Consider the following 20,341-nt stretch of genomic DNA (forward strand, 5'->3'; position numbering starts at 1 on the left):
CCGGGGGATGGGTACACCCGCCGGTGGCGGATACCTTTAGGACGTGCAGCCAGCAAGTGAATCCTCCCCACCGCCGTCCGGCCGTCTCCACCGGGCCCGCGTTCTCTACGAGAACGTCTCCAAGCGCAGGACCGCCTGGCTGCTGCTCAAGGACACCGTCAACTCATGCATGGAGTACCGCATCCTGGGCCTCGCGGCCGAGGCGGCGTTCTTCACGCTGCTCTCCGTCCCGCCGCTGCTGCTCTCCCTCGTCGGCCTGCTCGCCTACGTCGACTCGTGGACCGGCGCCGACACGATCGCGGGCGTCCGCGACAACATCCTGGAGGCGTCCCGCACGGTCCTCACCGACCAGGGCGTCAAGGAGATCGCCCAGCCGATCCTGGACGACGTCATCAAGGGCGGCCGCCCCGACGTCATCTCCATCGGCTTCCTGATCTCCCTGTGGTCCGGGTCGCGCGCGGTCTCGACCTTCGTCGACACGGTGACCGTGATGTACGGCCTCGACGGTGTCCGAGGCATCGTCAAGACCCGGCTCCTGGCCTTCCTGCTCTTCCTCATCGGGCTCGTCGTCGGCTCCGTGGCGCTGCCGCTGATGATCGCGGGCCCCGACGCGGTGATCGGCCTCGTCCCCTGGTCGGAGACGGTCGTCCAGATCCTCTACTGGCCGGTCGTCCTGGTCCTGTCAGTAGCCTTCCTGACGACCCTGTACCACGTGTCGGTGCCCGTCCGCTCCCCGTGGATCGAGGACGTCCCCGGCGCGCTGACCGCCCTCGCGATGTGGATCCCCGGCAGCTTCCTGCTCCGCCTCTACCTCACCAACACCATCGAGGGACCGACGATCTACGGCTCCCTCGCCGCGCCCGTCGCTGTCCTGCTGTGGATCGGGGTCTCGGCGTTCGCGGTCCTCGTCGGTGCCGCGGTCAACGCGGCGATCGACCGGGTCTGGCCCTCGGTCGCCACGGCCGCGGCGCGCGCCGCCAACGAGCGGGTGCGCACCGCGACCGCCGCCCACTACCTGTCCCGCGCCGCGGCCCGCTCCGGCTACCCGGACGACCCCGACGAGATGGACGACATCGACGGCGCCGACGACGGGCTCGGCGACCCCGACATGCCCTCGGAGTTCCCCGAACGCTGGTCGAAGTTCCTCCCCCCGGAGGACGTGACGTCCCGCCTGCGCACCCACGCCCGCCGCCACGGGGACACGCCGCACGAGGCGGAGGACCAGGACGAGTAGCACGGTCCGCGCCTGCGCGCGGCCCGCTTCGGGCTGCCGCGTGACGTCGGGGCGGTCGTGGGCGCCCCGCGACCGGTGCTTACTTCCAGGCCCCCACGGCCGCCGCCTCCCGCGCGAACTCCGCGAACCGGCGCGGCTCCCGGCCCAGGACCCGCGCCACCCCGTCCGTCACCGACGCGTTGCGCCCGTCGAGCAGCGTCCCGAACAGATCCACCAGGAACCCCGCCTCCTCCTTCGGCACGCCGAGCCCGGCCAGGGCCGCGCCGTAGCCGGGCGCCGGGACCGCCACGTACCGCTTCTGCGCACCCGTCGCGCGGGCCACCGCCGCCAGCGCCTCGCCCCAGGTCAGCAGCTCGGGCCCGGTCAGCTCCAACGTCTCGCCCGCGTACCGTCGTCCTGACGGCGCCCGCACCACCGCCACCGCCACCTCCGCGATGTCCCGTACGTCGATGAACGGTTCGCGGAGCGCGGCGGGCGCCGCGAAGGCCAGCTCGGGGCCGCGCACCTGGCCGAGGAGCGGACCCTCGCTGAAGTTCTGGTCGAACCACGCGCACCGCAGGACCGTCCACTGCGCGCCGGACGCGGCCAGCGCCTCCTCGGCGGGGAGCGCCTGGTCCTCCCCGCGCGCCGAGAGGAGCACGAGCCGCCGGACGCCCAGCTCCACCGCCCGCCGGGCGAGTCCGCCGACCGCGTCCGCCGCGTCCGGCGCCCCGATGTCCGACGGGAACGCCAGATACGCCCCGTCGGCCCCGCGCAGCGCCGCGTCCCACGTCCCCGGATCCGCCCAGTCGAACCGCACCGCGCCCGAGCGCGAAGCGGCCCGCACGGTCAGCCCGGCGGCGCGCGCCGCGTCCGCGACCCGCCGCCCCGTCCGGCCGGTCGCCCCGGTCACCAGAACCGTCGTCGTGTCGCTCGCCGTCATGCCTGTCGTGTCGCCTGCCGTCTCCGTCATGGCTCCACTCGACCGCGCGCCCGCCGCCCCGGACATCCGCGAGCCGCTCACCCCCATACGCGTGCGTCTACGCTGGCCCCGTGGACGTACTCGCGGGGCTCCTGGAGGGCCCGCGGGCCCGGGGGGCCTTCATGATCCGGGCCTGCTTCGAGGTGCCGTGGTCGGTGCGGATCGCCGACGAGGCGCCGCTGACCGTCATGGTCATGGTCGCGGGGGAGTCCTGGATCCTGCCGGCGGGCGAGGGACCAGCCCAGCGCCTGCGCCCCGGCGACATCGCGATCGCCCGCGGCCCGGACCCGTACGTCTGCTGCGACGACCCGGCGACCGCCCCGCGCGCCGAGATCGGCCCCGGCCAGGTCTGCCGCCCGCTCGGCCCCGCGCACGCCGGCCGCTACCGGGACCTCGGGGTGCGGACCTGGGGCGAATCCCCGGACGGGCCCGCGCGGATGCTCATCGGCACGTACCAGATGCGGGGCGAACTCACCGCCCGCCTGCTCGACGCCCTGCCGCCCGTCCTCGTCCTGCCCACCGAGGTGTGGCGGTGCCCGCTGACCCCGCTCCTCGCCGAGGAGATCGGCAAGGACGAGCCCGGCCAGGACGTCGTCCTCGACCGCCTCCTGGACCTGCTGCTCATCGCGTCGCTGCGCGCCTGGTTCTCCCGCCCCGACGCGGACCCGCCCGCCTGGTACCGCGCGCTGGCCGACCCCGTCGCCGGACCGGCCCTGCGCCTGATCCAGGACGACCCGTCCCACCCCTGGACGGTCAACGCCCTCGCCGCGAAGACCGGCGTCTCCCGCGCCTCGCTGGCCCGCCGCTTCACCACCGCCGTGGGGGAGCCCCCGATGACGTACCTGACGAACTGGCGCCTCGCCCTCGCCGCCGACCAGCTGCGCGACAGTGGCCTGACCGTCGCGGCGATCGCCCGCAAAGTCGGCTACGGCAGCGCGTTCGCCCTGTCCAGCGCGTTCAAACGGGTCTACGGCGTCAGCCCGCAGGAGTACCGGCCATGAGCGGGACGTACGAGGAACGGGCGAGCCGCGTGCCCGGCGCGGTGCTGTGGACACGGACCGCCGCCCCGGACGCCGACGACGCCCACCCCGTCCTGCCCGACGGATGCATGGACCTGATCTGGAGCGAGGGGCGGCTGTTCGTCGCCGGTCCCGACACGCGCGCGTACATCTCGGCGAGCGGCCCGGGGCGCGCCTACGCGGGCATCCGGTTCGCCCCCGGCACGGCCCCGGCCTACCTCGGCGTACCGGCGCACGAACTCACCGACGCGCGGGCCGGGCTGGCGCAGGTGTGGCGGGGCGCCGCCGCCCGCCGCCTCACCGAGCAGGTCGACGCCGCCCCGGACCCCGCCGCCGCGCTGGAACGCGCCGCGGTCCGCCTGGCCGCTGCCGCCGGACCGCCGGACCCGCTCCTCGCCGGGATCGTCGCAGCCCTGGCCGCGGGCCGCACCGTGACCGGGACGGCCGAGGCGGCGGGGCTCAACACCCGCCGCCTGCACCGCCGTTCACTGGACGCGTTCGGCTACGGGCCCAAGACGCTGGCCCGGGTGCTGCGGCTGCAACGCGCCCTCGCGCTGGCCCGCGCGGGCGTCCCGTTCGCGGAGACGGCGGCCCGCGCCGGGTACACGGACCAGGCGCATCTCGCGCGCGACGTGAAGGACTTGACCGGCCGGACGCTCGGCAGCCTCATCTGAAGACCTGCCTCAGGCGAACAGATGTGCCTCGTTCCCGTCCGGATCGAGCACGATCGCGTACCGCTGCCCCCAGACCGCGTCCCACGGCTTGGCCTCGCCGTGGTGCCCGGCGCCGGTGAGGAGTGCGTACGTCGCGTCGACCCCGGCGGCGTCCCCGCAGTGGAAGGCGAGCGAGATCCGCCCCCGGCCGCGCCCGGCGGCGTCCTCGTCCGGGTCGAACATGAGCCGGATGCCGCCGGGCAGCTCCGTCTCCACATGCGGCAGGCGCTCGGCCCCCTCCGGGAAGGTGAGCCCCAGGAGGCGGTAGAACGCGAGCGAGGCGGCCGGCTCACTGGCGGCGATTCCGATGGCGTCCATACGGACGACGATGCTGTCGGTCATGCCCGCACCGTAGGCCGCCGTACGCCGCCCGGTCTTGTACGAAACGGACGCCCGCGCCGTTCCCGCTCGCCGCCGTGCCCACGTACCCGGCGCGCCTCGACATCGCCTGCCCGGAGCGGCTCTCCCGGGCCTGGTCCTCGTCAAGGGCCGGCTGCTCGTGCTGCCGCGGTACCTCGTAATGTCGATGTTCGTCGGCGGCTCCACCACCGGCGGCGGCCCGATGACGGACGTCCGTCCGCCGTTCCGCCCGGACCGGGGGAGCGGGAGCCGCAGCGGCTCCGACCTGTGGGCGGGGCCCTAGGCTCGGAGGCATGACCCGTTTCAGTCAGGCCCTGGCCGACGGCCGGACCCTCGTCCTGGACGGCGGCCTCTCCAACCAGCTGGAGGCCGCCGGGCACGACCTGAGCGACGCGCTGTGGTCGGCGCGGCTGCTCGCCGAGGAGCCCGAGGCGATCGTCGCGGCGCACCGTACGTACTACGAGGCGGGCGCGGACGTCGCCATCACCGCGAGCTACCAGGCCACGTTCGAGGGGTTCGCCGCACACGGCATCGGGCGCGAGCGTGCGGCCGAACTCATGGCACTCAGCGTCGAGTTGGCGCGGCGCGCGGCGCGCGAGGCCGGGGCGGACCGCTCGTTGTGGGTGGCCGCGTCGGCGGGCCCGTACGGGGCGATGCTGGCCGACGGCTCCGAGTACCGGGGCCGGTACGGGCTGAGCGTGGCCGAGCTCGAACGTTTCCACCGGCCGCGCCTGGAGGCCCTCGCGGCGGCGCGCCCCGACGTGCTCGCCCTGGAGACGGTGCCGGACGCGGACGAGGCGCGGGCGCTGCTGCGGGCCGTGCGCGGGCTCGGGGTGCCGGCGTGGCTCTCGTACAGCGTGAAGGCGGAACAGACCCGCGCCGGGCAGCCCCTGGAGGAGGCGTTCGCGCTCGCCGCCGACGCCGAGGAGATCGTGGCCGTGGGCGTGAACTGCTGTGCGCCGCAGGACGCGGATCACGCGGTGGCCGTCGCCGCGCGGGTCACCGGCAAACCGGTCGTCGTCTACCCGAACAGCGGCGAGACCTGGGACGCGGGGGCGCGCCGCTGGACGGGACGGTCGACGTTCGGCCCCGGGCGGGTGGAGCGGTGGCGGTCCGGCGGGGCGCGCCTGGTCGGGGGCTGCTGCCGGATCGGCCCGGACGTGATCGCCGACGTCACCCGGGCCGTGCGCGACGCGCCGGGGTGGTTCAGGGCTTGAGCGCGACCGCTCCGCGGATGGACGCGCGCCCCGCGTCCTACGGACGGATGTCGAACACCAGCTTGCCCGTGACGTGGCCCGTCTCGCCCTCCGCGTGCGCCTTGGCCGCCTCGGCGAGCGGGTACGTCCGCGCGATGTGCGCGCGCAGCTGCCCCGACTCGGCGAGCCCGGCGACCGCCGCCATGCCCGCCTGGTCGTGCTCGACCAGCATGAAGGTGGCGCGTACGCCCAGCTCAGCAGCCTTGGCCGGGACTTGGCTCCACTTGTCGGGCAGGATCGACACGAGGATGCCGCCCGGCCTCAGTACGTCGAGGGAGCGCAGGCAGTTCTCGCCGCCGAGGGAGTCGAGGACGACGTCGATGTCGCGGGCCTCGGTCGTGAAGTCGGCGGTGCGGTAGTCGATGACCTCGTCCGCGCCCAGGCCGCGCACGAAGTCGTGCTTGGCGGCGCTGGCCGTGCCGATGACGTACGCGCCGCGCGCCTTCGCGATCTGCACCGCGAGATGCCCGACGCCACCGGCGGCGGCGTGCACCAGCACCCGCTGCCCGGCCCGCAGCCGGGCGTTGTCGACGAGCGCCTGCCAGGCGGTCAGCGCGGCGAGCGGCAGCGCGCCGGCCTCGACGTGGCCGAGCCCGGCGGGCTTGGGTACGAAGGCGCGGGCGGGCCCGGCCACGTACTCGGCGTGCGAACCGGCGCCGTACGGGTAGGGCAGCATGCCCATCACCTCGTCGCCGGGGGAGAAGAGGGAGACGCCGAGGCCGACCGCCTCGACGACGCCGGACACGTCCCAGCCGAGCGTGAACGGCGGCCGGCCCAGGAACGCCCCGGACTCGCGGTGCTTCCAGTCGGTCGGGTTGAGCCCGGCGGCGTGCACCGCGACGAGGATCTGGCCGATGCCGGGCTCGGGGCGGGGCAGCTCGGCCTCGCGCAGGACGCCGGGGTCGCCGAGGGTGTCCTGGGTGAGGGCGTTCATGGTCTTGCCGGTGGTGTCGTCGTTGGTCATGAGATCAGCCTGCCCCGGGGCGCTGACCTCGGCAATGGCAAGATTGCCATGAACCGATAACATCGTGCCATGCGCTCCGAACCCCTGTCCGTCCGTCGCCCGCACCGCGTCGTCACCCTCGCGCTCGACGGCGTCTACCCCTTCGAGCTGGGCATCCCGAACCGGGTCTTCCCGCTGGTGCCGGGCGCGTACGAGGTGCTGACATGCGCGGCGTCGCAGGAGCGCACGGTGCGTACGGACGCGGATTTCACGATCACGGTCGAGCACGGCCCCGAGGCGCTGGAGAGCGCGGACACGGTGGTCGTCCCGCCCTACGACCTGCGGCGGCTCTCCGCCGACCTGCCGGACGAGGTGCGCGCCGCGCTCGCCCGCGTCCGCCCCGGTACGCGCATCGTCTCCATCTGCACGGGCGCGTTCACCCTTGCGGCGGCCGGCCTGTTGGAGGGCCGCACCGCGACCACGCACTGGGCGCTCGCGGACCACTTCCGGACCCTGTTCCCGCACGTCGAGCTCAACCCCGACGTGCTGTTCATCGACGACGGCCCGGTCCTGACCTCGGCGGGCGCCGCGTCCGGCGTCGACGCGTGCCTGCACGTCGTCCGCTCCGACCACGGCAGCGCGATCGCCAACCGGGTGGCCCGGCACTGTGTCGTCCCGCCGTGGCGCGACGGCGGCCAGGCCCAGTACATCGAGCAGCCCGTCCCCGACGAGGGCGACACCGGCACCGCCGCCACGCGCGCGTGGGCGCTCGAACGCCTGGACCAGCCGCTCGCCCTGCGCGACCTCGCGGCGCACGCCCGGATGAGCCGGCGCACGTTCGCCCGCCGCTTCCAGGAGGAGACGGGCACGAGCCCCGGCCGCTGGCTGATCCAGCAGCGCGTGCACCGCGCCCGCCACCTCCTGGAATCCACGGATCTGACCGTGGACCGGATCGCGGCGGAGGCCGGTTTCGCCACGGGCACGTCGCTGCGGCAGCACTTGCAGGCGGCGATCGGGGTGTCGCCGCGCGCGTACCGCCGCACGTTCCGCAACGAGGCGGCACCGGTCTGAGGCAGGTGCCTCAGCCGGTGGGCCACTCCCAGCGCTCGATGTCGCGCAGCCATGCCCTCGCGTTGGCGTCGGAAGGGGCGCGCCAGTCGCCGCGCGGGGAGAGCGAACCACCGGCGGAGACCTTCGGCCCGTTCGGCATCGCGGACCGCTTGAACTGGGCGAACCCGAAGAACCGCTTGCAGAAGTACTCCAGCCAGTGCCGGATCTCCGCGAGGTCGTAGGAGCCGCGATCGGACTCGGGGAAGCCGGGCGGCCATTCACCGGCGTCCTTGTCGCGCCAGGCGTGCCACGCCAGGAACGCGATCTTCGAGGGCCGGAACCCGTGGCGCAGCACGTAGAACAGGGTGAAGTCGTGCAGCGCGTACGGGCCGATCTTCGATTCGGTCGACTGGAGCTCCTCGCCGGGCACCAGCTCGGGGCTGATCTCGGTGTCGAGGATCGCGGTCAGCGTCCGCCCGGCCTCGTCGCCGAAGAGATCACTGCTCACGACCCACCGGATGAGGTGCTGGATGAGCGTCTTCGGCACGCCGCCGTTGACGTTGTAGTGGCTCATCTGGTCGCCGACGCCGTACGTGCACCAGCCGAGCGCCAGCTCGGAGAGGTCGCCGGTGCCGAGGACGATGCCGTTGCGCTGGTTGGCGAGGCGGAAGAGGTAGTCGGTGCGCAGACCGGCCTGCACGTTCTCGAAGGTGACGTCGTACACCGGCTCACCGGAGGAGAACGGGTGGTCCATCTCCTTCAGCATCAGCCGCGCCGTGTCGGTGATGTCCAGCTCGGCGGCGGTGACGCCGAGCGCCTTCATCAGCTTGTGAGCATTGCTTTTGGTGTGGTCGCCGGTGGCGAAGCCCGGCATGGTGAAGGCGAGGATGTCGCTGCGCGGCCGCCCGGCGCGGTCCATGGCGCGGGCGGCGACGATGAGGGCGTGGGTGGAATCGAGACCACCGGACACCCCGATCACGACCTTCGGGTCCCCGATCGCGCCGAGCCGCTGCCGCAACCCGGCGACCTGGATGTTGTACGCCTCGTAGCAGTCCTGGGCGAGCCGCCGCGCGTCGGCGGGCACGAACGGGTACCGCTCGACGCGGCGGCAGAGCCCGAGGTCCTTCTCGAGCGGCGGATCGACCCGGAAGGGGACGGTCCGGAAGTCACCGGTGCGGGCGGAGTGCGTTCGCCGGTTCTCGTCGAAGGTGCCCATCCGCTGGCGCTCCTGGCGCAGCAGGTCCAGGTCGATGTCGGCGACCGAGGCGCGGTCGCCGTCCGGGAACCGCTCGGTCTCGGCGCAGAGCGCCCCGTTCTCGTAGATCATCGTCTGTCCGTCCCAGGACAGATCGGTCGAGGATTCGCCGAGCCCGGCGGCGGCGTAGACGTAGGCGGACAGGTACCGGGACGACGCGGCGCTGCACAGCATCTTGCGGTCGTCGGCGCGCCCCACGGTGATGGGGCTGCCGGACAGATTGAGGACGACGGTCGCCCCGGCGAGGGCCGCCTCGGCGCTCGGCGGCACCGGCAGCCACATGTCCTCGCAGATCTCCACGTGCACGACGAGCCCCGGCACGTCCTCGGCGGCGAACAGCAGATCGACGCCGAAGGGGACGTCCTCCCCGCCGACCCGGATCGTCGCCCCGCGGATGTCGTCACCGGGGGCGAGCTGGCGGCGCTCGTAGAACTCCCGGTAGTTCGGCAGGTACGACTTGGGCGCGACGCCGAGAATCCGTCCCTTGTGGACCACGACGGCGCAGTTGTAGACGCGCCCCCGGTGCCGCAGCGGCGCCCCGACGACCAGAACGGTCAGCAGCTCCGCCGACCCTTTCACCACGTCGGCGAGTGCCCGCTCCACGTCATCGAGGACGGCGTCCTGCAGAAACAGATCCTCGATGGAGTACCCGGTCAGCCCCAGCTCGGGAAAGACCGCGACGGCAACCCCCTCGTCGGCACATCTGCGTCCCTGGCGCAGGATCGCCTCGGCGTTGGCGGGCGGGTCCGCGATGAAGGTCTGGCCGGTGCATGCGGCCACCCGAGCGAAACCATGAGCATAAATCGACCGGAAGTTCACCCCTCCATCATGACAACCGGGCGGAACCACTGCGCGCGGGGCCCGCTCGTGCCGGGAAAGAGCGCCGGCGCTCGCCGAAGCAGCCCCCTCCTTCGCCCCCCGCCCGGACGGCTCAGCGCCCGGACCACGCGTCGAGCATCCCGGACAACGGGTGCACAACGTGTCGCCGCAGCCACTCGATCCGTTCCTCGGTGAATCGGCGTGGTGCCGCCTCTACCCACATGATCAGGTAGAGGTACGCCCGGTAGAGCGCGAGGCGTCGGCGTCCGGCCTCGTCAAGGACGGCCGGGCCGCCCGCCTCCCGGTACGCGGTCAGGAAGTGCTCGTCCCGCTCGATGTCGTCGAAGAGGGCCAGCGAGACGAACTCCGCCAACGGGTCGCCCCAGAAGGCCCGTTCCGCGTCTATCAACGCGGTGACGTGCCCGTCGTCGACCAGGATGTTGCCGTCCCAGAGGTCGAAGTGGACCAGGCGGGGTGTCGTCACCTCGTCCAGTAGCCCGCCGTGCGCCGCGAACAGCGCCCGGATCTCGTCCGCCGGTCGCGGCAGTACGACGCCGAAGCGGTCCGCGTCCCGCAGGATGTCGTCGATCATGCCCAGGAAGGCGTCCCGCCAGGTGGTCAGCAAAGGACGGGCCGGGTAGCCGAAGCCGGTGCCCTTGAGCGTGTGCAGGGCGGCCACGTGGCGTCCCAGCCCGGCCCGCAGCACGTCGCGTCGGGGTACGTCGGCTGCCGGCAGGGGACTGCCCGCACACTCCGACATGACCAGGTGGCCGGCGGTCGCCGGTGCCAGTGCGACGGGGAACGGCAGCTCGGGCGCCTCGTCCCGCACCAGGTCGTAGAACCACGCCTCGGTGCCGAGGATGCCCTCCTCGTACCGGAGTACGGGGACGTTCGCCTCCGGCGCCAGCTTCACGACCAGCCCGGTGCCGTCGGAACGCCGGACGCGGAAGACCGTGTTGAAGGTGCCGCCGCCGAGTTCCTCGTGCGACCGCACCTCGCTCCAGGGAACGCCCGCCGCGCCGAGCGCCGCGGCGAGCCGTCTCTGTATGGGGCCGCTCATCGCGCGGCGAACCCTGCGAAGTCCGTCCAGGCGGCCGAGGAGAGGGTGAGGTGCGGGTCCGCCGTGCGCTTCGAGCCGCGGACGTGAGTGGTGGCGGGGCAGGTGGCTGCTTCTACGCAGCCGCCGTCGCCCGTGCTTTTGCTGCGGCCGCTCCTGAACCAGGTCATCGTGCTCCTCGCAGTCGCTTCAGCAGGGTCACGGAACCCTCTGGGGTGAGGGCCTGCGTCCGCAGTTTCGCATGCCGCGTCTGAAGCACGCTGTACCGCGCGGCGCCCGGGGCGGGACCGCGCACCGCGCACCCGCCCGCCGTACCGGGCAAGACGGTCCGGGCCGCGTTCAGCACGTACGGAAGGTGAAGGTGAACTCGGCGGACCCCGGAGTCAGGCGATACTGCGGCAGCACCCCCGGGCCGCACGACTGCGAGCCGATGCCTTGCAGGGCGTGGTCCAGGTTCAGCCACACCGTGTCGCCCGGGACGAGGTCCGTGAGGTGTTCGGCCGCGTCCAGGTGTTCCGTGGTCCAGCGGCGGGCGGTGAAGAAGAAGTCGGGGGAGCCCTCGACGCGCAGCCCCCCGATCTCGGCCCACCGCACGTCGGCCCGTGCACCGTTCTCCTGCGGGCGCACATAGGGCGTCTGGAGCGCGTCGACCGTCGACTCCCACCGGCCGACGCGGGACGCCGCCCGCGTGTCCGGATAGGCCTCACCGGGGCCGCCGCCGAACCAGCGCACGGCGTCCGCGCCGCCCGGAAGGCCGAGCCGCACCCCTAGCCGGGGCAGCGGGACGCGCCAGTCGCCCTCGGGGACGACCGAGACGGCGAGGCGCAGCAGCTCCTCGTCGGCCGACCAGCGGAACAGGGTCCGCAGACCGATGTCGGTCCCGGCGGGGGCGGACCGGCCGCGCACGGTCAGCGCGTCGTCCGTCACCTCCACCGCGTCGGCCCGGTGTCGCACGCGGTGCAGCCCGAGGCGGCGCCACAGCAGGCCGAGCCGCTCGTCGTTCTGCCAGCTCGCCCCGTTGTCGTTGTCGGTGGGCGCCCGCCACACGTCGAGGCGCGGCCCCACCACCTCGACCCCGCCGATCGAGAGCGCGGTGCCGGTCCGTGCGTCGAAGACGCCGGGGCCGACCGTGATCCGGTCGGGGCCGGGCACCGGGCGGGTTCCGGAGCGGCCTGGGAACCGCGCCGCCCGCACGGCGGCCGTGGTCACCTCCGGCCGGCCCCACGCCACCTCGTGGCCGTCCGCGTCCAGAGCCCGCAGCGTCCACCCGTCCGGCGAACCGGCACGGTCCCGCGGCAGCTTCAGCTCCGTCGACTCGCCGGGTCCGAGCGCGGGCACCGTGAGCGGCCCGGACGCGACAGCGCCCTCGTCCTCCTCCTCGTACGACCACGTGAAGGTCAGGCCCGACAGGTCACGGAAGTCGAACCGGTTGGTGACGCGCACCGTGCCCGCCGTCGCGTCGATCTCGAACCGCACCGGCTCGATCACCTTCTTGAACTCCAGCAGGCCCGGTGAGGGGGTCCGGTCGGGGAAGAGCAGACCGTCACAGACGAAGTTCCCGTCGTGCAGCTCCTCGCCGAAGTCGCCGCCGTACGCGTACCCGTACCGCTCGTCGGCGATCCCGTGGTCGATCCACTCCCAGACGAAGGCGCCCTGGAGGCGGTCGTGGGCCGCGAACAGGCGCTGGTAGTCGGCCAGGCCGCCGGGGCCGTTGCCCATCGCGTGGGCGTACTCGCACAGGATGAAGGGGAGGGCGCGGCGGTGCGACGGGCCGCCGTCGAGGCCCCGGCCGATCCGGTCGACCTCCGCGTGATCCGCGTACATGCGTGAATACACGTCCACGTCGCGGCAGTTGGCGTCGCCCTCGTAGTGGATGAGGCGTTCCGGGTCCCGGCCGCGGATCCATTCCGCCATCGCGGTGAGGCCGCGGCCCGTGCCCGCCTCGTTGCCCAGGGACCACACCACCACCGACGGGTGGTTCTTGTCGCGCTCCACCATGCGTGCCGCGCGGTCGAGGAGCGCCGGGGTCCAGCGGTCGTCGTCGACCGGGTTGTCGCGCCAGCCCTGTTCGACGAAGCCGTGCGTCTCCAGGTCGCACTCGTCGATCACCCACAGGCCGTACTCGTCGCACAGGTCGAGGAAGGCGGGGTGCGGCGGGTAGTGGGAGGTGCGGACCGCGTTGATGTTGTGGGCCTTCATCAGCTCCACGTCGCGGCGCATCGTCTCCAGGTCCAGGGCGCGGCCGCGCTCCGGGTGCCACTCGTGCCGGTTCACGCCCTTGAAGAGGACCGGTACGCCGTTCACCTTGATCAGCCCGTCCGAGAGCTCCACCGTACGGAACCCGATCCGCAGCGGGACGCGCTCGCCGCCGGTGTCCAGGGCGCCCGCGTACAGGCGTGGCGTCTCCGCCGTCCACGGCTCGACGGGGACCGTCACCGTCTCGCCCGTCGCCACCTCGACCCCCAGCCCGTCCACGGTGACCCGCCCGTTCACGTCGCTGTCCACGCGGAGCGTTCCCGTACCGGCCGTGTGGTCGTACGACGCGTGGACGAAGAAGTCGAGCGCGCCGTCGGCCGGGCGGTGCAGCAGCGTCACGTCGCGGAAGATGCCCGGCAGCCACCACTGGTCCTGGTCCTCCAGGTACGAGCCGGCCGACCACTGGTGGACCCGGACCGCGAGGACGTTCCCGGTCGGTCGCAGCAGGTGGCCGACCGCGAACTCGTGCGGCAGGCGGCTGCCCTTGAACTCGCCGATGCCGGTGCCGTTCAGCCACACCCGCGCACAGGACTCGACGCCGTCGAAGCGCAGCGTCGCCCCGCCGTCATCGGCCGGCCAGCCGTCCGGCAGGTCGAAGACGCGCAGGTGGTCGCCGGTCGGGTTCTCGGCCGGGACGTGCGGCGGGTCGACCGGGAACGGGTAGAGGTGGTTCGTGTAGAGCGGCGCACCGTGGCCCTGGAGCACCCAGTGGCCCGGCACCGTCACCTCCGCCCACTCCCCGGCGTCGTCGCCCTCGCCGTATCCCTCGGCGGCGAAGGAGTCATCGTGCGCGTCAGCTGTCTCCGACAGCCGGAAGCGCCACGCGCCGTTCAGGGAAAGGGACGCGGCGGAGGACTCCGCGTACCAGGCGCGTGGCGGCAGCGCTCCGTTCCCGGGCAGGACATCCTCGACGTACGAGAAGGACATGGGGCTGGCTCCTTGCGGCGGCGGGCCGAGAGGTCTGACGGGGAAGCGTTACCCAGCCGTCCCGGGCGCGGCCACCCGGCGGCGGCGAAAGTCCAACAACTCACCCGAAAGTCCTGGCGCCCCGTCCAAGCCGCCCCACGAAAGTCCTGGCCCCCTTCAGGTGGCGCTCAGCGCGGCAGCACCCCCCGTACGAATGCGTTGCTGAACACGCCGCGCGGGTCGAGCCGCCGCACCAGCGCCGCGAAGTCGGCGGCGTGCGGATAGCGCTCGGCGATCCGCTCCGGCGCGGCCGTGAACACCTTCCCCCAGTGCGGGCGCGGAGCGAAGTCCCGCAGCCGGTCCTCGACGAGCGAGACGACGGGCAGCACGCGCTCCGTGTCCGCCACCCACGTGAAGTGGAAGGCGACCGTGTCCCTGCCGTACGCGGGGCTCAGCCACTGCCGGTCGGCGGCGACCGTCCGCACCTCGCACACCTGGAGCACCGGTGCGATCCGCTCGCTCACCGCGTCCAGCGCGCGCAGCGCGGCCGTGGCGTGCTCGCGCGGCAGCAGGTACTCGGACTGCAGCTCGTCGCCGCTGCTGGGCATGAAGCCGGCGCGGAAATGCGGAAGCCGCTCGTGCCACGGGCCCGGCACGCCGAACTGCTCCGTGCAGTGCACCGCGTCCATCCCCGGCACCGGGTGCTGCGCCTGTGTGGCGGGCTCCGCCCACGGGAAGTCGACCGGCTCGGGCAGCCGCCGCTTGACCCACACCTGGTCGAACCAGGGGCCGCGCCACTTCGTGAACATGCTCACGCTGTACGCGGCCGAGGAGACGGCCGTGAAGTCGAGCCCTTCGAGCGGCAGCCGGCCGAACACGTGCTGCGCCACCTCGAACGCCGGCTCCGTGTCGAGCGTCAGCGACAGGACCACCCCCAGCGCGCCCAGCGAGACGACCGCGCCCTCGAACCCCTCCTCGCCGCGCGCGAACGTGACCGTCTCGCCGTCGGCCGTCAGGATCTCCACCGCCCGCACCGCCTCCGCCAGGGAACGGTTGCGGACGCCCGAGCCGTGGGTGCCCGTCGCCACGGACCCGGCGACCGAGATGTGGGGGAGCGACGCCATGTTCGGCAGGGCGAGGCCGTGCGCGTGCAGCTCAGCGGCCAGCTCGGCGTAGCGGACGCCGCCGCCGACCCGTACGGTCCGCTTCTCCGCGTCCACTTCGATGCCGCCGGGGAGCGAGGCGAGCGAGACGAGCGCGCCCGACCGGCCGGCGTCCACATCGGCGACGCGGTTGAAGGAGTGGCCGCTGCCGAGGACCCGTATGTGCGCGCTCCCGGCGACGAGGGTGCGCAGCTCGTCGAGGGAGCGGGGGCGGTGCAGTTCGGTGGTGGAGAAGGTGATGTTGCGGGCCCAGTTGGCCACGGCTCCAGACACTTCGGGCGCTTCGGACACGGTGCACTGCCTCTCTCGGATGCGGGCGTCCCGCAGATTGGATCACGCCTGCCCGGGAAGACCAGGAGGCCGGGGCGTCCCAGGAGACCACGGGATCCGACCCCGGCACGATTGCGTGACAAGCGGGGGCATACCGTTGTAACGGCGTAACGCGTAGGACTGTCGCACCACGTCCTGGGAAAGCAAGCCGCAGCAAGCCGCAGCAAGCAAGGAGATACGGGATGCAGAGCCGTACGGCGCTGGTAGAGGACCTGATGGAGCGCTTCCCGCACGTTCCGAAAGAGGCGGTCTTCAAGGAGGACCTGCTGCGCGGCGGTGTCGCCTTCGACCCCTCGGCGCTCAGCGACAACGAGGACGGCGAGGTCAAGCCGAAGTCGTACTTCATCTTCTCCTTCGACCACGGCACCCTGCCGGAGCTGGGCGAGGCCGCGCTGCGCCGCCCGCCCGAGGAGATCGTCCTCACCGGCGGCCCCTACGACCTGCGCCGCACGGTCGTCTCGGTCCGCGTGAACCCGTCGTCCCCGTACCGGGTGGCCGCCGACGAGGACGGCATGCTCGGCCTCTACCTCGACGGCAAGCGCATCGCCGACGTGGGCGTGCCCCCGATGCCGGAGTACTACCGCCACAAGCTCTCCAACGGGAAGTCGGTCATGGAGGTGGCCCCGACGATCCAGTGGGGCTACCTGATCTATCTGACCGCGTTCCGCGTCTGCCAGTACTTCGGCGCCAAGGAGGAGTGCCAGTACTGCGACATCAACCACAACTGGCGCCAGCACAAGGCGGCCGGCCGCCCCTACACGGGCGTCAAGGACGTCGACGAGGTCCTCGAGGCCCTCGACATCATCAACCAGTACGACACCGCGAAGGCGTCGACCGCGTACACGCTCACCGGCGGCGCGATCACCTCGAAGGTGCAGGGCCTGGACGAGGCCGACTTCTACGGGCGCTACGCCAAGGCCATCGAGGAGCACTTCCCCGGGCGCTGGATCGGCAAGGTCGTCGCGCAGGCGCTGCCCAAGGACGACGTCCAGCGCTTCAAGGACTACGGCATCCAGATCTACCACCCCAACTTCGAGGTGTGGGACGAGTACCTGTTCAAGATGTACTGCCCGGGCAAGGAGCGCTACGTCGGCCGTGACGAGTGGCACAAGCGCATCCTCGACTCCCGTGACGTGTTCGGCGCGCGCAACGTGATCCCCAACTTCGTCGCGGGTGTGGAGATGGCCGAGCCCTTCGGCTTCAAGACGGTCGACGAGGCCATCGCCTCCACCACCGAGGGCCTGCGCTTCTTCATGTCGAACGGCATCACCCCGCGCTTCACCACGTGGTGCCCCGAGCCGACGACGCCGCTCGGCAAGGAGAACCCGAACGGCGCCCCGCTGGAGTACCACATCCGGCTGCTCGACGCGTACCGCTCGACGATGGACGAGTACGGTCTGTCGTCCCCGCCCGGCTACGGCCCGTCGGGCGCGGGCCGCGCCGTGTTCTCCGTCTCTTCCTTCATGGACAGCCTCGCGCCGAACGAGGAGGCCGTGGAGGTCTGAGACCTCGCGCCGTTACGCGGCTTTCCCGTCCGCCGCGTCGCTCTGGGGGAGCGGCGCGGCGATCAGCCTGCGCAGCAGGTCGGGGCGGGACGCGGACGTGGCGTCCGCGAGCAGCGCGGCGAGCACGGCGATCCGGGTCTGGCCCGCGCGCAGCGTGCCCGAGAGCACCGCTCCGGCGGCTACGAGGTCGACGGCGCCGCCGCCCGTGTAGATCTCGGCGAGCGGCCCGGCCGGGACCCGGGTGCTGACGGCGACCAGGACCCCGTGGCGGACGGCGGCCGAGACCGCGTCGACGAACTCCGGCGTCGCGTTGCCCGCGCCGGTCGCGACGAGCACGATGCCCCGCGCACCCGCGGCGAGCGCGGCCTCGAAGAGCGCCGGGTCGGCGTCGCTGTGGTGCATGACGATGTCGACGCGCGGTATCCGGGTCTTCTCGGGCGGCGCGGGGAGCGGGGCCGGACGCCGCACCTCGGTACGGATGTCGACCCGGCCGAAGCCGAGACGGCCCAGCGGGCCGGCCGACGGGTCCGCGAACGCGTTCTCGGCGAGCGTCTGCGTCTTCACCGTGCCGCGCGCGGCGTGCACCCGCCCGTCGAAGACGACCAGGACGCCCAGGTCCCGTACGGACGCGGCGACCTGAAGCGCGTCGTACATGTTCCCCGGGCCGTCGCCGTCGGTGGCGCCGAGCGGCTTCTGCGCGCCCGTGAAGACGACCGGGCGCGGGTCGTCGTGGTGCAGGTCGAGCAGGAACGCGGACTCCTCCAGGGTGTCCGTGCCGTGCGTGACGACGATGCCGTCCACGTCCGGGTCGGCGAGCACCTCGCGCACGGTGCGCAGGAGGGTGAGCTGGCGCTCGCTCGTCATGCGTGAGCTGTTCACGTTGAACAGGTCGACGACCTCGACCGCCACCCCGTCCGGCACGGCGGCGCTCGCCAGGACGGTGTCCCCGCCCGCGTCGGCGGCGTAACCGGTGCCCTGCCAACGGCTGGCGATGGTGCCACCGGTGCTGATGAGGGTGATGCGCTTGGGCGTGCGGATGCGATCCATGGGGCTGCCTCGCGGAGATGGAGCTGGTGGGGGTGGCGAGCGTGGGGGTACGCACGTTCGATCTCCAGCAAGGATAAATCGGGAGAGGCGCAATCGGATTGCGAATGATGGCTCATGATCCGGAGATCCGTGGCGCACAATTGCGTCATGGACGCGATCGACTTGCATATCTTGCGTGAGCTGCAGAGCGACGGGCGCCTCAGCAATCAGGAGCTGGCCCAGCGCGTGGGCCTCAGCCCGTCCCCGTGCATGCGCCGCGTCCGCCAGCTGGAGAAGGACGGCGTGATCCAGGGGTACCGCGCGATCGTCGACCCCGGAGCCGTCGGCCGCGGCTTCGAGGTCCTCGTCTCCATCGAGGTGCGCCGCGACCGCGCGGCCGTCGAGGCGTTCGAACGCGCCCTCCAGGAGATCCCCGACGTCATCGAGGCCTACCGCCTCTTCGGCAGCCCCGGCTGCCTCCTGCGCATCGCGGTCGCGGACCTGGCCGCGTACGAGCGCCTGTGGATCGAGCGGCTGACGACGCTCGACGGGGTGACCGAGGTGAACTCGCAGATCATCATGAAGCGGGTGAAGGAGCCGCGGGGTCTGCCCGTCTGACGGCCCGGCCGAGGGCCTGATGCCGCCCGTTTCCCGTGGGGGCGGGTAAATAGGTGGCGGGGGCGGCGGAGGCGCGGCTACGGTCGTCCTGTCCGACCGACCGGCGGTCGTGAACCGAGTGCTCAAACAGGAGGTGTTGAACCGATGACTGTCGTTGCGATGGGCGCTGCCCGCATCCCGGAGTTCATCAAGTCCACCTCCAAGGCCACCGGCTGAGCCGATCCGCTCCGCTTTCCTGCGTCGCCGGGGCCGCCCTCGAAGGGTCACCCCTTGTCTCTCAGTTCTGCTTCCGGTTCTGACCACCCCGTTCTCGCGCCCTACGGCTGGGACAGTCACTGGGCCGCCGAGTTCGCCCCGTACGCCGGGCGCGGGCTCGTGCCCGGGCGGGTGCTGCGTGTCGACCGCGGGCGGTGCGACCTCGTCACGCCCGACGGCACCGTGCACGCCGACACCGAGTACGTCGTCCCCCGCGACCCCATGAAGGTCATCTGCACCGGCGACTGGGCCGCCGTCGACCCGGACGACCGCGACCCGCGCTACGTCCGGGCGTACCTGCCGCGCCGCACCGCCTTCGTGCGGTCCACCTCCTCCAGACGGTCCGAGGGCCAGATCCTCGCCGCCAACGTCGACCACGCGGTCATCGCGGTGTCCCTCGCCGCGGAGCTCGACCTCGGCCGCATCGAACGGTTTCTCGCGCTCGCCTGGGAATCCGGCGCCCAGCCGCTCGTCGTACTGACCAAGGCGGACCTCGTCCCCGACCCCGTCACGCTGTCGTACCTCGTCCGCGACGCCGAGACCAGCGCGCCCGGCGTCCAGGTGCTGGCCGTCAGCGCGCACGACGGCGACGGCACCGATGTCCTGCGGGCAGTCGTCGCCGGGGGCACGTCGGTGCTGCTCGGGCAGTCCGGCGCGGGGAAGTCCACCCTCGCGAACGCGCTGCTCGGCGCCGATCTCATGGAGGTCCGGGCCGTCCGTGACATCGACGGCAAGGGGCGGCACACAACGACCACCCGCAATCTGTTCGTCCTGCCCGGCGGGGGCGTCCTCATCGACACGCCCGGACTGCGCGGCGTCGGGCTCTACGACGCCGGGAGCGGTGTCGGGCAGGTCTTCGCCGAGATCCAGGCGCTGGCGGAGGACTGCCGGTTCCAGGACTGCGCGCACACGGTCGAACCCGGCTGTGCGGTGCTCGCCGCGCTGGCTGACGGGACGCTTCATCAGCGGCGGCTCGACAGTTACCGCAAGCTGTTGCGGGAGAACGAGCGGCTGGCCGCCAGGACGGATGCGCGGTTGCGGAGTGAGATGCGGCAGGTGTGGAAGCGGAGGGGGGCCGAGGGGCGGGCCGCGCTCGAGGCGAAGCGGGGCCGGCACATGTAGCGGCCGCCGATCGCGCCTCCGCCACGTTCTGTCGCGTTGCCGGGTGCGACGCGCGTCCCCGCGCCCTGGAGCATGCGGCTGCGCCGCGATGCCCTAGGTTGCCGGGTGCTGCGCCGTCGTGGCTGGTCGCGCAGTTCCCCGCGCCCCTGAGATGGCGCACTTCGTGCGCCATCTCAGACCGGCGCGGCCCACCGCCCCCGGAGGCACGGCAAAGCCGCAAGCCCCCAGGGGCGCGAGGAACGGCGCGACCAGCCCCCGCCGGGCCGCGGCCGCGATACGACAGCAACCCGGCAGACGCTCCGAGGGACGCGAGGAACGGCGCGACCAGCCCCCGCCGGGCCGCGGCCGCGATGCGACAGCAACCCGGCAGACGCTCCGAGGGGCGCGGGGAACGGCGCGAGACGCCCCACCGGCCGGTGGTCGCGATACGACAGCAACCCGGCAGACGCTCCGAGGGGCGCGGGGAACGGCGCGAGACGCCCCACCGACCGGC

General features: G+C 72.9%; 18 protein-coding genes and 1 pseudogene. 9 read left to right on the forward strand and 10 right to left on the reverse strand.

Annotated elements, in window-relative coordinates; translation table 11 throughout:
• The first annotated feature begins 43 nt into the window (after positions 1 to 43).
• On the forward strand, positions 44 to 1,234 hold the full coding sequence (locus ACH4RC_RS01660; protein WP_398193726.1) for a YihY/virulence factor BrkB family protein: 1,191 nt from the start codon (positions 44 to 46) through the stop codon (positions 1,232 to 1,234).
• A gap of 79 nt (positions 1,235 to 1,313) precedes the next feature.
• Here the strand turns inward: ACH4RC_RS01660 and ACH4RC_RS01665 are convergent, their stop codons facing one another.
• Complete coding sequence (locus ACH4RC_RS01665) at positions 1,314 to 2,186, reverse strand: NAD(P)H-binding protein (protein WP_398193728.1); 873 nt, start codon at positions 2,184 to 2,186, stop codon at positions 1,314 to 1,316.
• 80 nt (positions 2,187 to 2,266) lie between these two features.
• Here ACH4RC_RS01665 and ACH4RC_RS01670 point away from each other — a divergent pair, with 80 nt between their 5' ends.
• Both ACH4RC_RS01670 and ACH4RC_RS01675 read left to right on the forward strand, forming a co-directional pair.
• Positions 2,267 to 3,196: an AraC family transcriptional regulator gene (locus tag ACH4RC_RS01670; protein WP_398193730.1), complete on the forward strand. Its 930-nt coding sequence runs from the start codon at positions 2,267 to 2,269 to the stop codon at positions 3,194 to 3,196.
• Positions 3,193 to 3,888 carry a helix-turn-helix domain-containing protein gene (locus ACH4RC_RS01675; protein ID WP_398193732.1) on the forward strand — a complete coding sequence of 232 codons (696 nt, stop codon included), beginning with the start codon at positions 3,193 to 3,195 and terminating at the stop codon, positions 3,886 to 3,888. Before ACH4RC_RS01670 ends, ACH4RC_RS01675 begins: the two co-directional genes overlap by 4 nt.
• A gap of 9 nt (positions 3,889 to 3,897) precedes the next feature.
• Here the strand turns inward: ACH4RC_RS01675 and ACH4RC_RS01680 are convergent, their stop codons facing one another.
• Positions 3,898 to 4,269 (reverse strand): VOC family protein, encoded by a 372-nt coding sequence (locus ACH4RC_RS01680; RefSeq protein ID WP_398193734.1) that lies wholly within the window; start codon positions 4,267 to 4,269, stop codon positions 3,898 to 3,900.
• 178 nt (positions 4,270 to 4,447) lie between these two features.
• On the opposite strand from ACH4RC_RS01680, the gene ACH4RC_RS01685 reads away from it, so the two are divergent.
• Both ACH4RC_RS01685 and mmuM read left to right on the forward strand, forming a co-directional pair.
• Positions 4,448 to 4,570, forward strand: coding sequence for a hypothetical protein (locus ACH4RC_RS01685; protein WP_398193737.1), 123 nt, complete (start codon positions 4,448 to 4,450; stop codon positions 4,568 to 4,570).
• A 10-nt stretch (positions 4,571 to 4,580) separates the two neighbouring features.
• Positions 4,581 to 5,504 (forward strand): homocysteine S-methyltransferase, encoded by a 924-nt coding sequence (gene mmuM / locus ACH4RC_RS01690; protein WP_398193739.1) that lies wholly within the window; start codon positions 4,581 to 4,583, stop codon positions 5,502 to 5,504.
• A gap of 37 nt (positions 5,505 to 5,541) precedes the next feature.
• Here mmuM and ACH4RC_RS01695 read toward each other — a convergent pair whose 3' ends face one another.
• Entirely contained in the window at positions 5,542 to 6,507 is a 966-nt protein-coding gene (locus ACH4RC_RS01695) for an NADP-dependent oxidoreductase (RefSeq protein WP_398193742.1), read from the reverse strand.
• Between the two features lie 69 nt (positions 6,508 to 6,576).
• On the opposite strand from ACH4RC_RS01695, the gene ACH4RC_RS01700 reads away from it, so the two are divergent.
• The gene (locus ACH4RC_RS01700) at positions 6,577 to 7,557 is read left to right on the forward strand and encodes a GlxA family transcriptional regulator (protein WP_398193745.1); all 981 of its coding nucleotides are present in this window, start codon (positions 6,577 to 6,579) and stop codon (positions 7,555 to 7,557) included.
• Between the two features lie 10 nt (positions 7,558 to 7,567).
• On the opposite strand, the gene ACH4RC_RS01705 is transcribed toward ACH4RC_RS01700, so the two are convergent.
• The 6 genes and pseudogenes from ACH4RC_RS01705 to ACH4RC_RS01730 all read right to left on the reverse strand — a co-directional run bounded on the left by ACH4RC_RS01705 (position 7,568) and on the right by ACH4RC_RS01730 (position 15,283).
• Positions 7,568 to 9,610 (reverse strand): NAD(+) synthase, encoded by a 2,043-nt coding sequence (locus ACH4RC_RS01705; protein WP_398193748.1) that lies wholly within the window; start codon positions 9,608 to 9,610, stop codon positions 7,568 to 7,570.
• Positions 9,611 to 9,722: 112 nt separating this feature from the next.
• The gene (locus tag ACH4RC_RS01710; RefSeq protein WP_398193750.1) at positions 9,723 to 10,670 is read right to left on the reverse strand and encodes a phosphotransferase family protein; all 948 of its coding nucleotides are present in this window, start codon (positions 10,668 to 10,670) and stop codon (positions 9,723 to 9,725) included.
• On the reverse strand, positions 10,667 to 10,837 hold the full coding sequence (locus tag ACH4RC_RS01715) for a DUF397 domain-containing protein (protein ID WP_398193752.1): 171 nt from the start codon (positions 10,835 to 10,837) through the stop codon (positions 10,667 to 10,669). The genes ACH4RC_RS01710 and ACH4RC_RS01715 overlap by 4 nt, the downstream gene beginning before the upstream one ends.
• Positions 10,834 to 10,929: pseudogene (locus ACH4RC_RS01720) on the reverse strand (transcriptional regulator); the annotation flags it as partial. The gene ACH4RC_RS01715 and the pseudogene ACH4RC_RS01720, both read right to left, overlap by 4 nt.
• Before the next feature lie 77 nt (positions 10,930 to 11,006).
• Positions 11,007 to 13,850, reverse strand: coding sequence for a glycoside hydrolase family 2 TIM barrel-domain containing protein (locus tag ACH4RC_RS01725; protein ID WP_398193753.1), 2,844 nt, complete (start codon positions 13,848 to 13,850; stop codon positions 11,007 to 11,009).
• 167 nt (positions 13,851 to 14,017) lie between these two features.
• Positions 14,018 to 15,283, reverse strand: coding sequence for an FAD-binding protein (locus tag ACH4RC_RS01730; RefSeq protein ID WP_398193756.1), 1,266 nt, complete (start codon positions 15,281 to 15,283; stop codon positions 14,018 to 14,020).
• A 221-nt stretch (positions 15,284 to 15,504) separates the two neighbouring features.
• Between ACH4RC_RS01730 and ACH4RC_RS01735 the strand changes: the two genes are divergently transcribed.
• Complete coding sequence (locus ACH4RC_RS01735) at positions 15,505 to 16,827, forward strand: radical SAM protein (RefSeq protein WP_398193758.1); 1,323 nt, start codon at positions 15,505 to 15,507, stop codon at positions 16,825 to 16,827.
• 12 nt (positions 16,828 to 16,839) lie between these two features.
• Here ACH4RC_RS01735 and ACH4RC_RS01740 read toward each other — a convergent pair whose 3' ends face one another.
• The gene (locus ACH4RC_RS01740; protein WP_398193761.1) at positions 16,840 to 17,874 is read right to left on the reverse strand and encodes an asparaginase; all 1,035 of its coding nucleotides are present in this window, start codon (positions 17,872 to 17,874) and stop codon (positions 16,840 to 16,842) included.
• 147 nt (positions 17,875 to 18,021) lie between these two features.
• Between ACH4RC_RS01740 and ACH4RC_RS01745 the strand changes: the two genes are divergently transcribed.
• Together ACH4RC_RS01745 and rsgA are read left to right on the forward strand one after the other, a co-directional pair.
• Complete coding sequence (locus ACH4RC_RS01745; RefSeq protein WP_398193764.1) at positions 18,022 to 18,471, forward strand: Lrp/AsnC family transcriptional regulator; 450 nt, start codon at positions 18,022 to 18,024, stop codon at positions 18,469 to 18,471.
• Positions 18,472 to 18,741: 270 nt separating this feature from the next.
• Positions 18,742 to 19,848: a ribosome small subunit-dependent GTPase A gene (gene rsgA, locus ACH4RC_RS01750; protein ID WP_398193767.1), complete on the forward strand. Its 1,107-nt coding sequence runs from the start codon at positions 18,742 to 18,744 to the stop codon at positions 19,846 to 19,848.
• The last annotated feature ends 493 nt before the right edge of the window (positions 19,849 to 20,341 follow it).

The organism is Streptomyces sp. NPDC016845, assembly GCF_044332585.1.
GTDB lineage: Bacteria > Actinomycetota > Actinomycetes > Streptomycetales > Streptomycetaceae > Streptomyces.

Bases quoted from the DNA above. Each gene is read 5' to 3' on its own strand.
- ACH4RC_RS01665 (WP_398193728.1), bottom strand. From the start codon at position 2,186: ATGACGGAGACGGCAGGCGACACGACAGGCATGACGGCGAGCGACACG.
- ACH4RC_RS01675 (WP_398193732.1), top strand. From the start codon at position 3,193: ATGAGCGGGACGTACGAGGAACGGGCGAGCCGCGTGCCCGGCGCGGTG.
- ACH4RC_RS01680 (WP_398193734.1), bottom strand. From the start codon at position 4,269: ATGACCGACAGCATCGTCGTCCGTATGGACGCCATCGGAATCGCCGCC.
- ACH4RC_RS01685 (WP_398193737.1), top strand. From the start codon at position 4,448: ATGTCGATGTTCGTCGGCGGCTCCACCACCGGCGGCGGCCCGATGACG.
- mmuM (WP_398193739.1), top strand. From the start codon at position 4,581: ATGACCCGTTTCAGTCAGGCCCTGGCCGACGGCCGGACCCTCGTCCTG.
- ACH4RC_RS01695 (WP_398193742.1), bottom strand. From the start codon at position 6,507: ATGACCAACGACGACACCACCGGCAAGACCATGAACGCCCTCACCCAG.
- ACH4RC_RS01700 (WP_398193745.1), top strand. From the start codon at position 6,577: ATGCGCTCCGAACCCCTGTCCGTCCGTCGCCCGCACCGCGTCGTCACC.
- ACH4RC_RS01710 (WP_398193750.1), bottom strand. From the start codon at position 10,670: ATGAGCGGCCCCATACAGAGACGGCTCGCCGCGGCGCTCGGCGCGGCG.
- ACH4RC_RS01715 (WP_398193752.1), bottom strand. From the start codon at position 10,837: ATGACCTGGTTCAGGAGCGGCCGCAGCAAAAGCACGGGCGACGGCGGC.
- ACH4RC_RS01725 (WP_398193753.1), bottom strand. From the start codon at position 13,850: ATGTCCTTCTCGTACGTCGAGGATGTCCTGCCCGGGAACGGAGCGCTG.
- ACH4RC_RS01735 (WP_398193758.1), top strand. From the start codon at position 15,505: ATGCAGAGCCGTACGGCGCTGGTAGAGGACCTGATGGAGCGCTTCCCG.
- ACH4RC_RS01740 (WP_398193761.1), bottom strand. From the start codon at position 17,874: ATGGATCGCATCCGCACGCCCAAGCGCATCACCCTCATCAGCACCGGT.
- ACH4RC_RS01745 (WP_398193764.1), top strand. From the start codon at position 18,022: ATGGACGCGATCGACTTGCATATCTTGCGTGAGCTGCAGAGCGACGGG.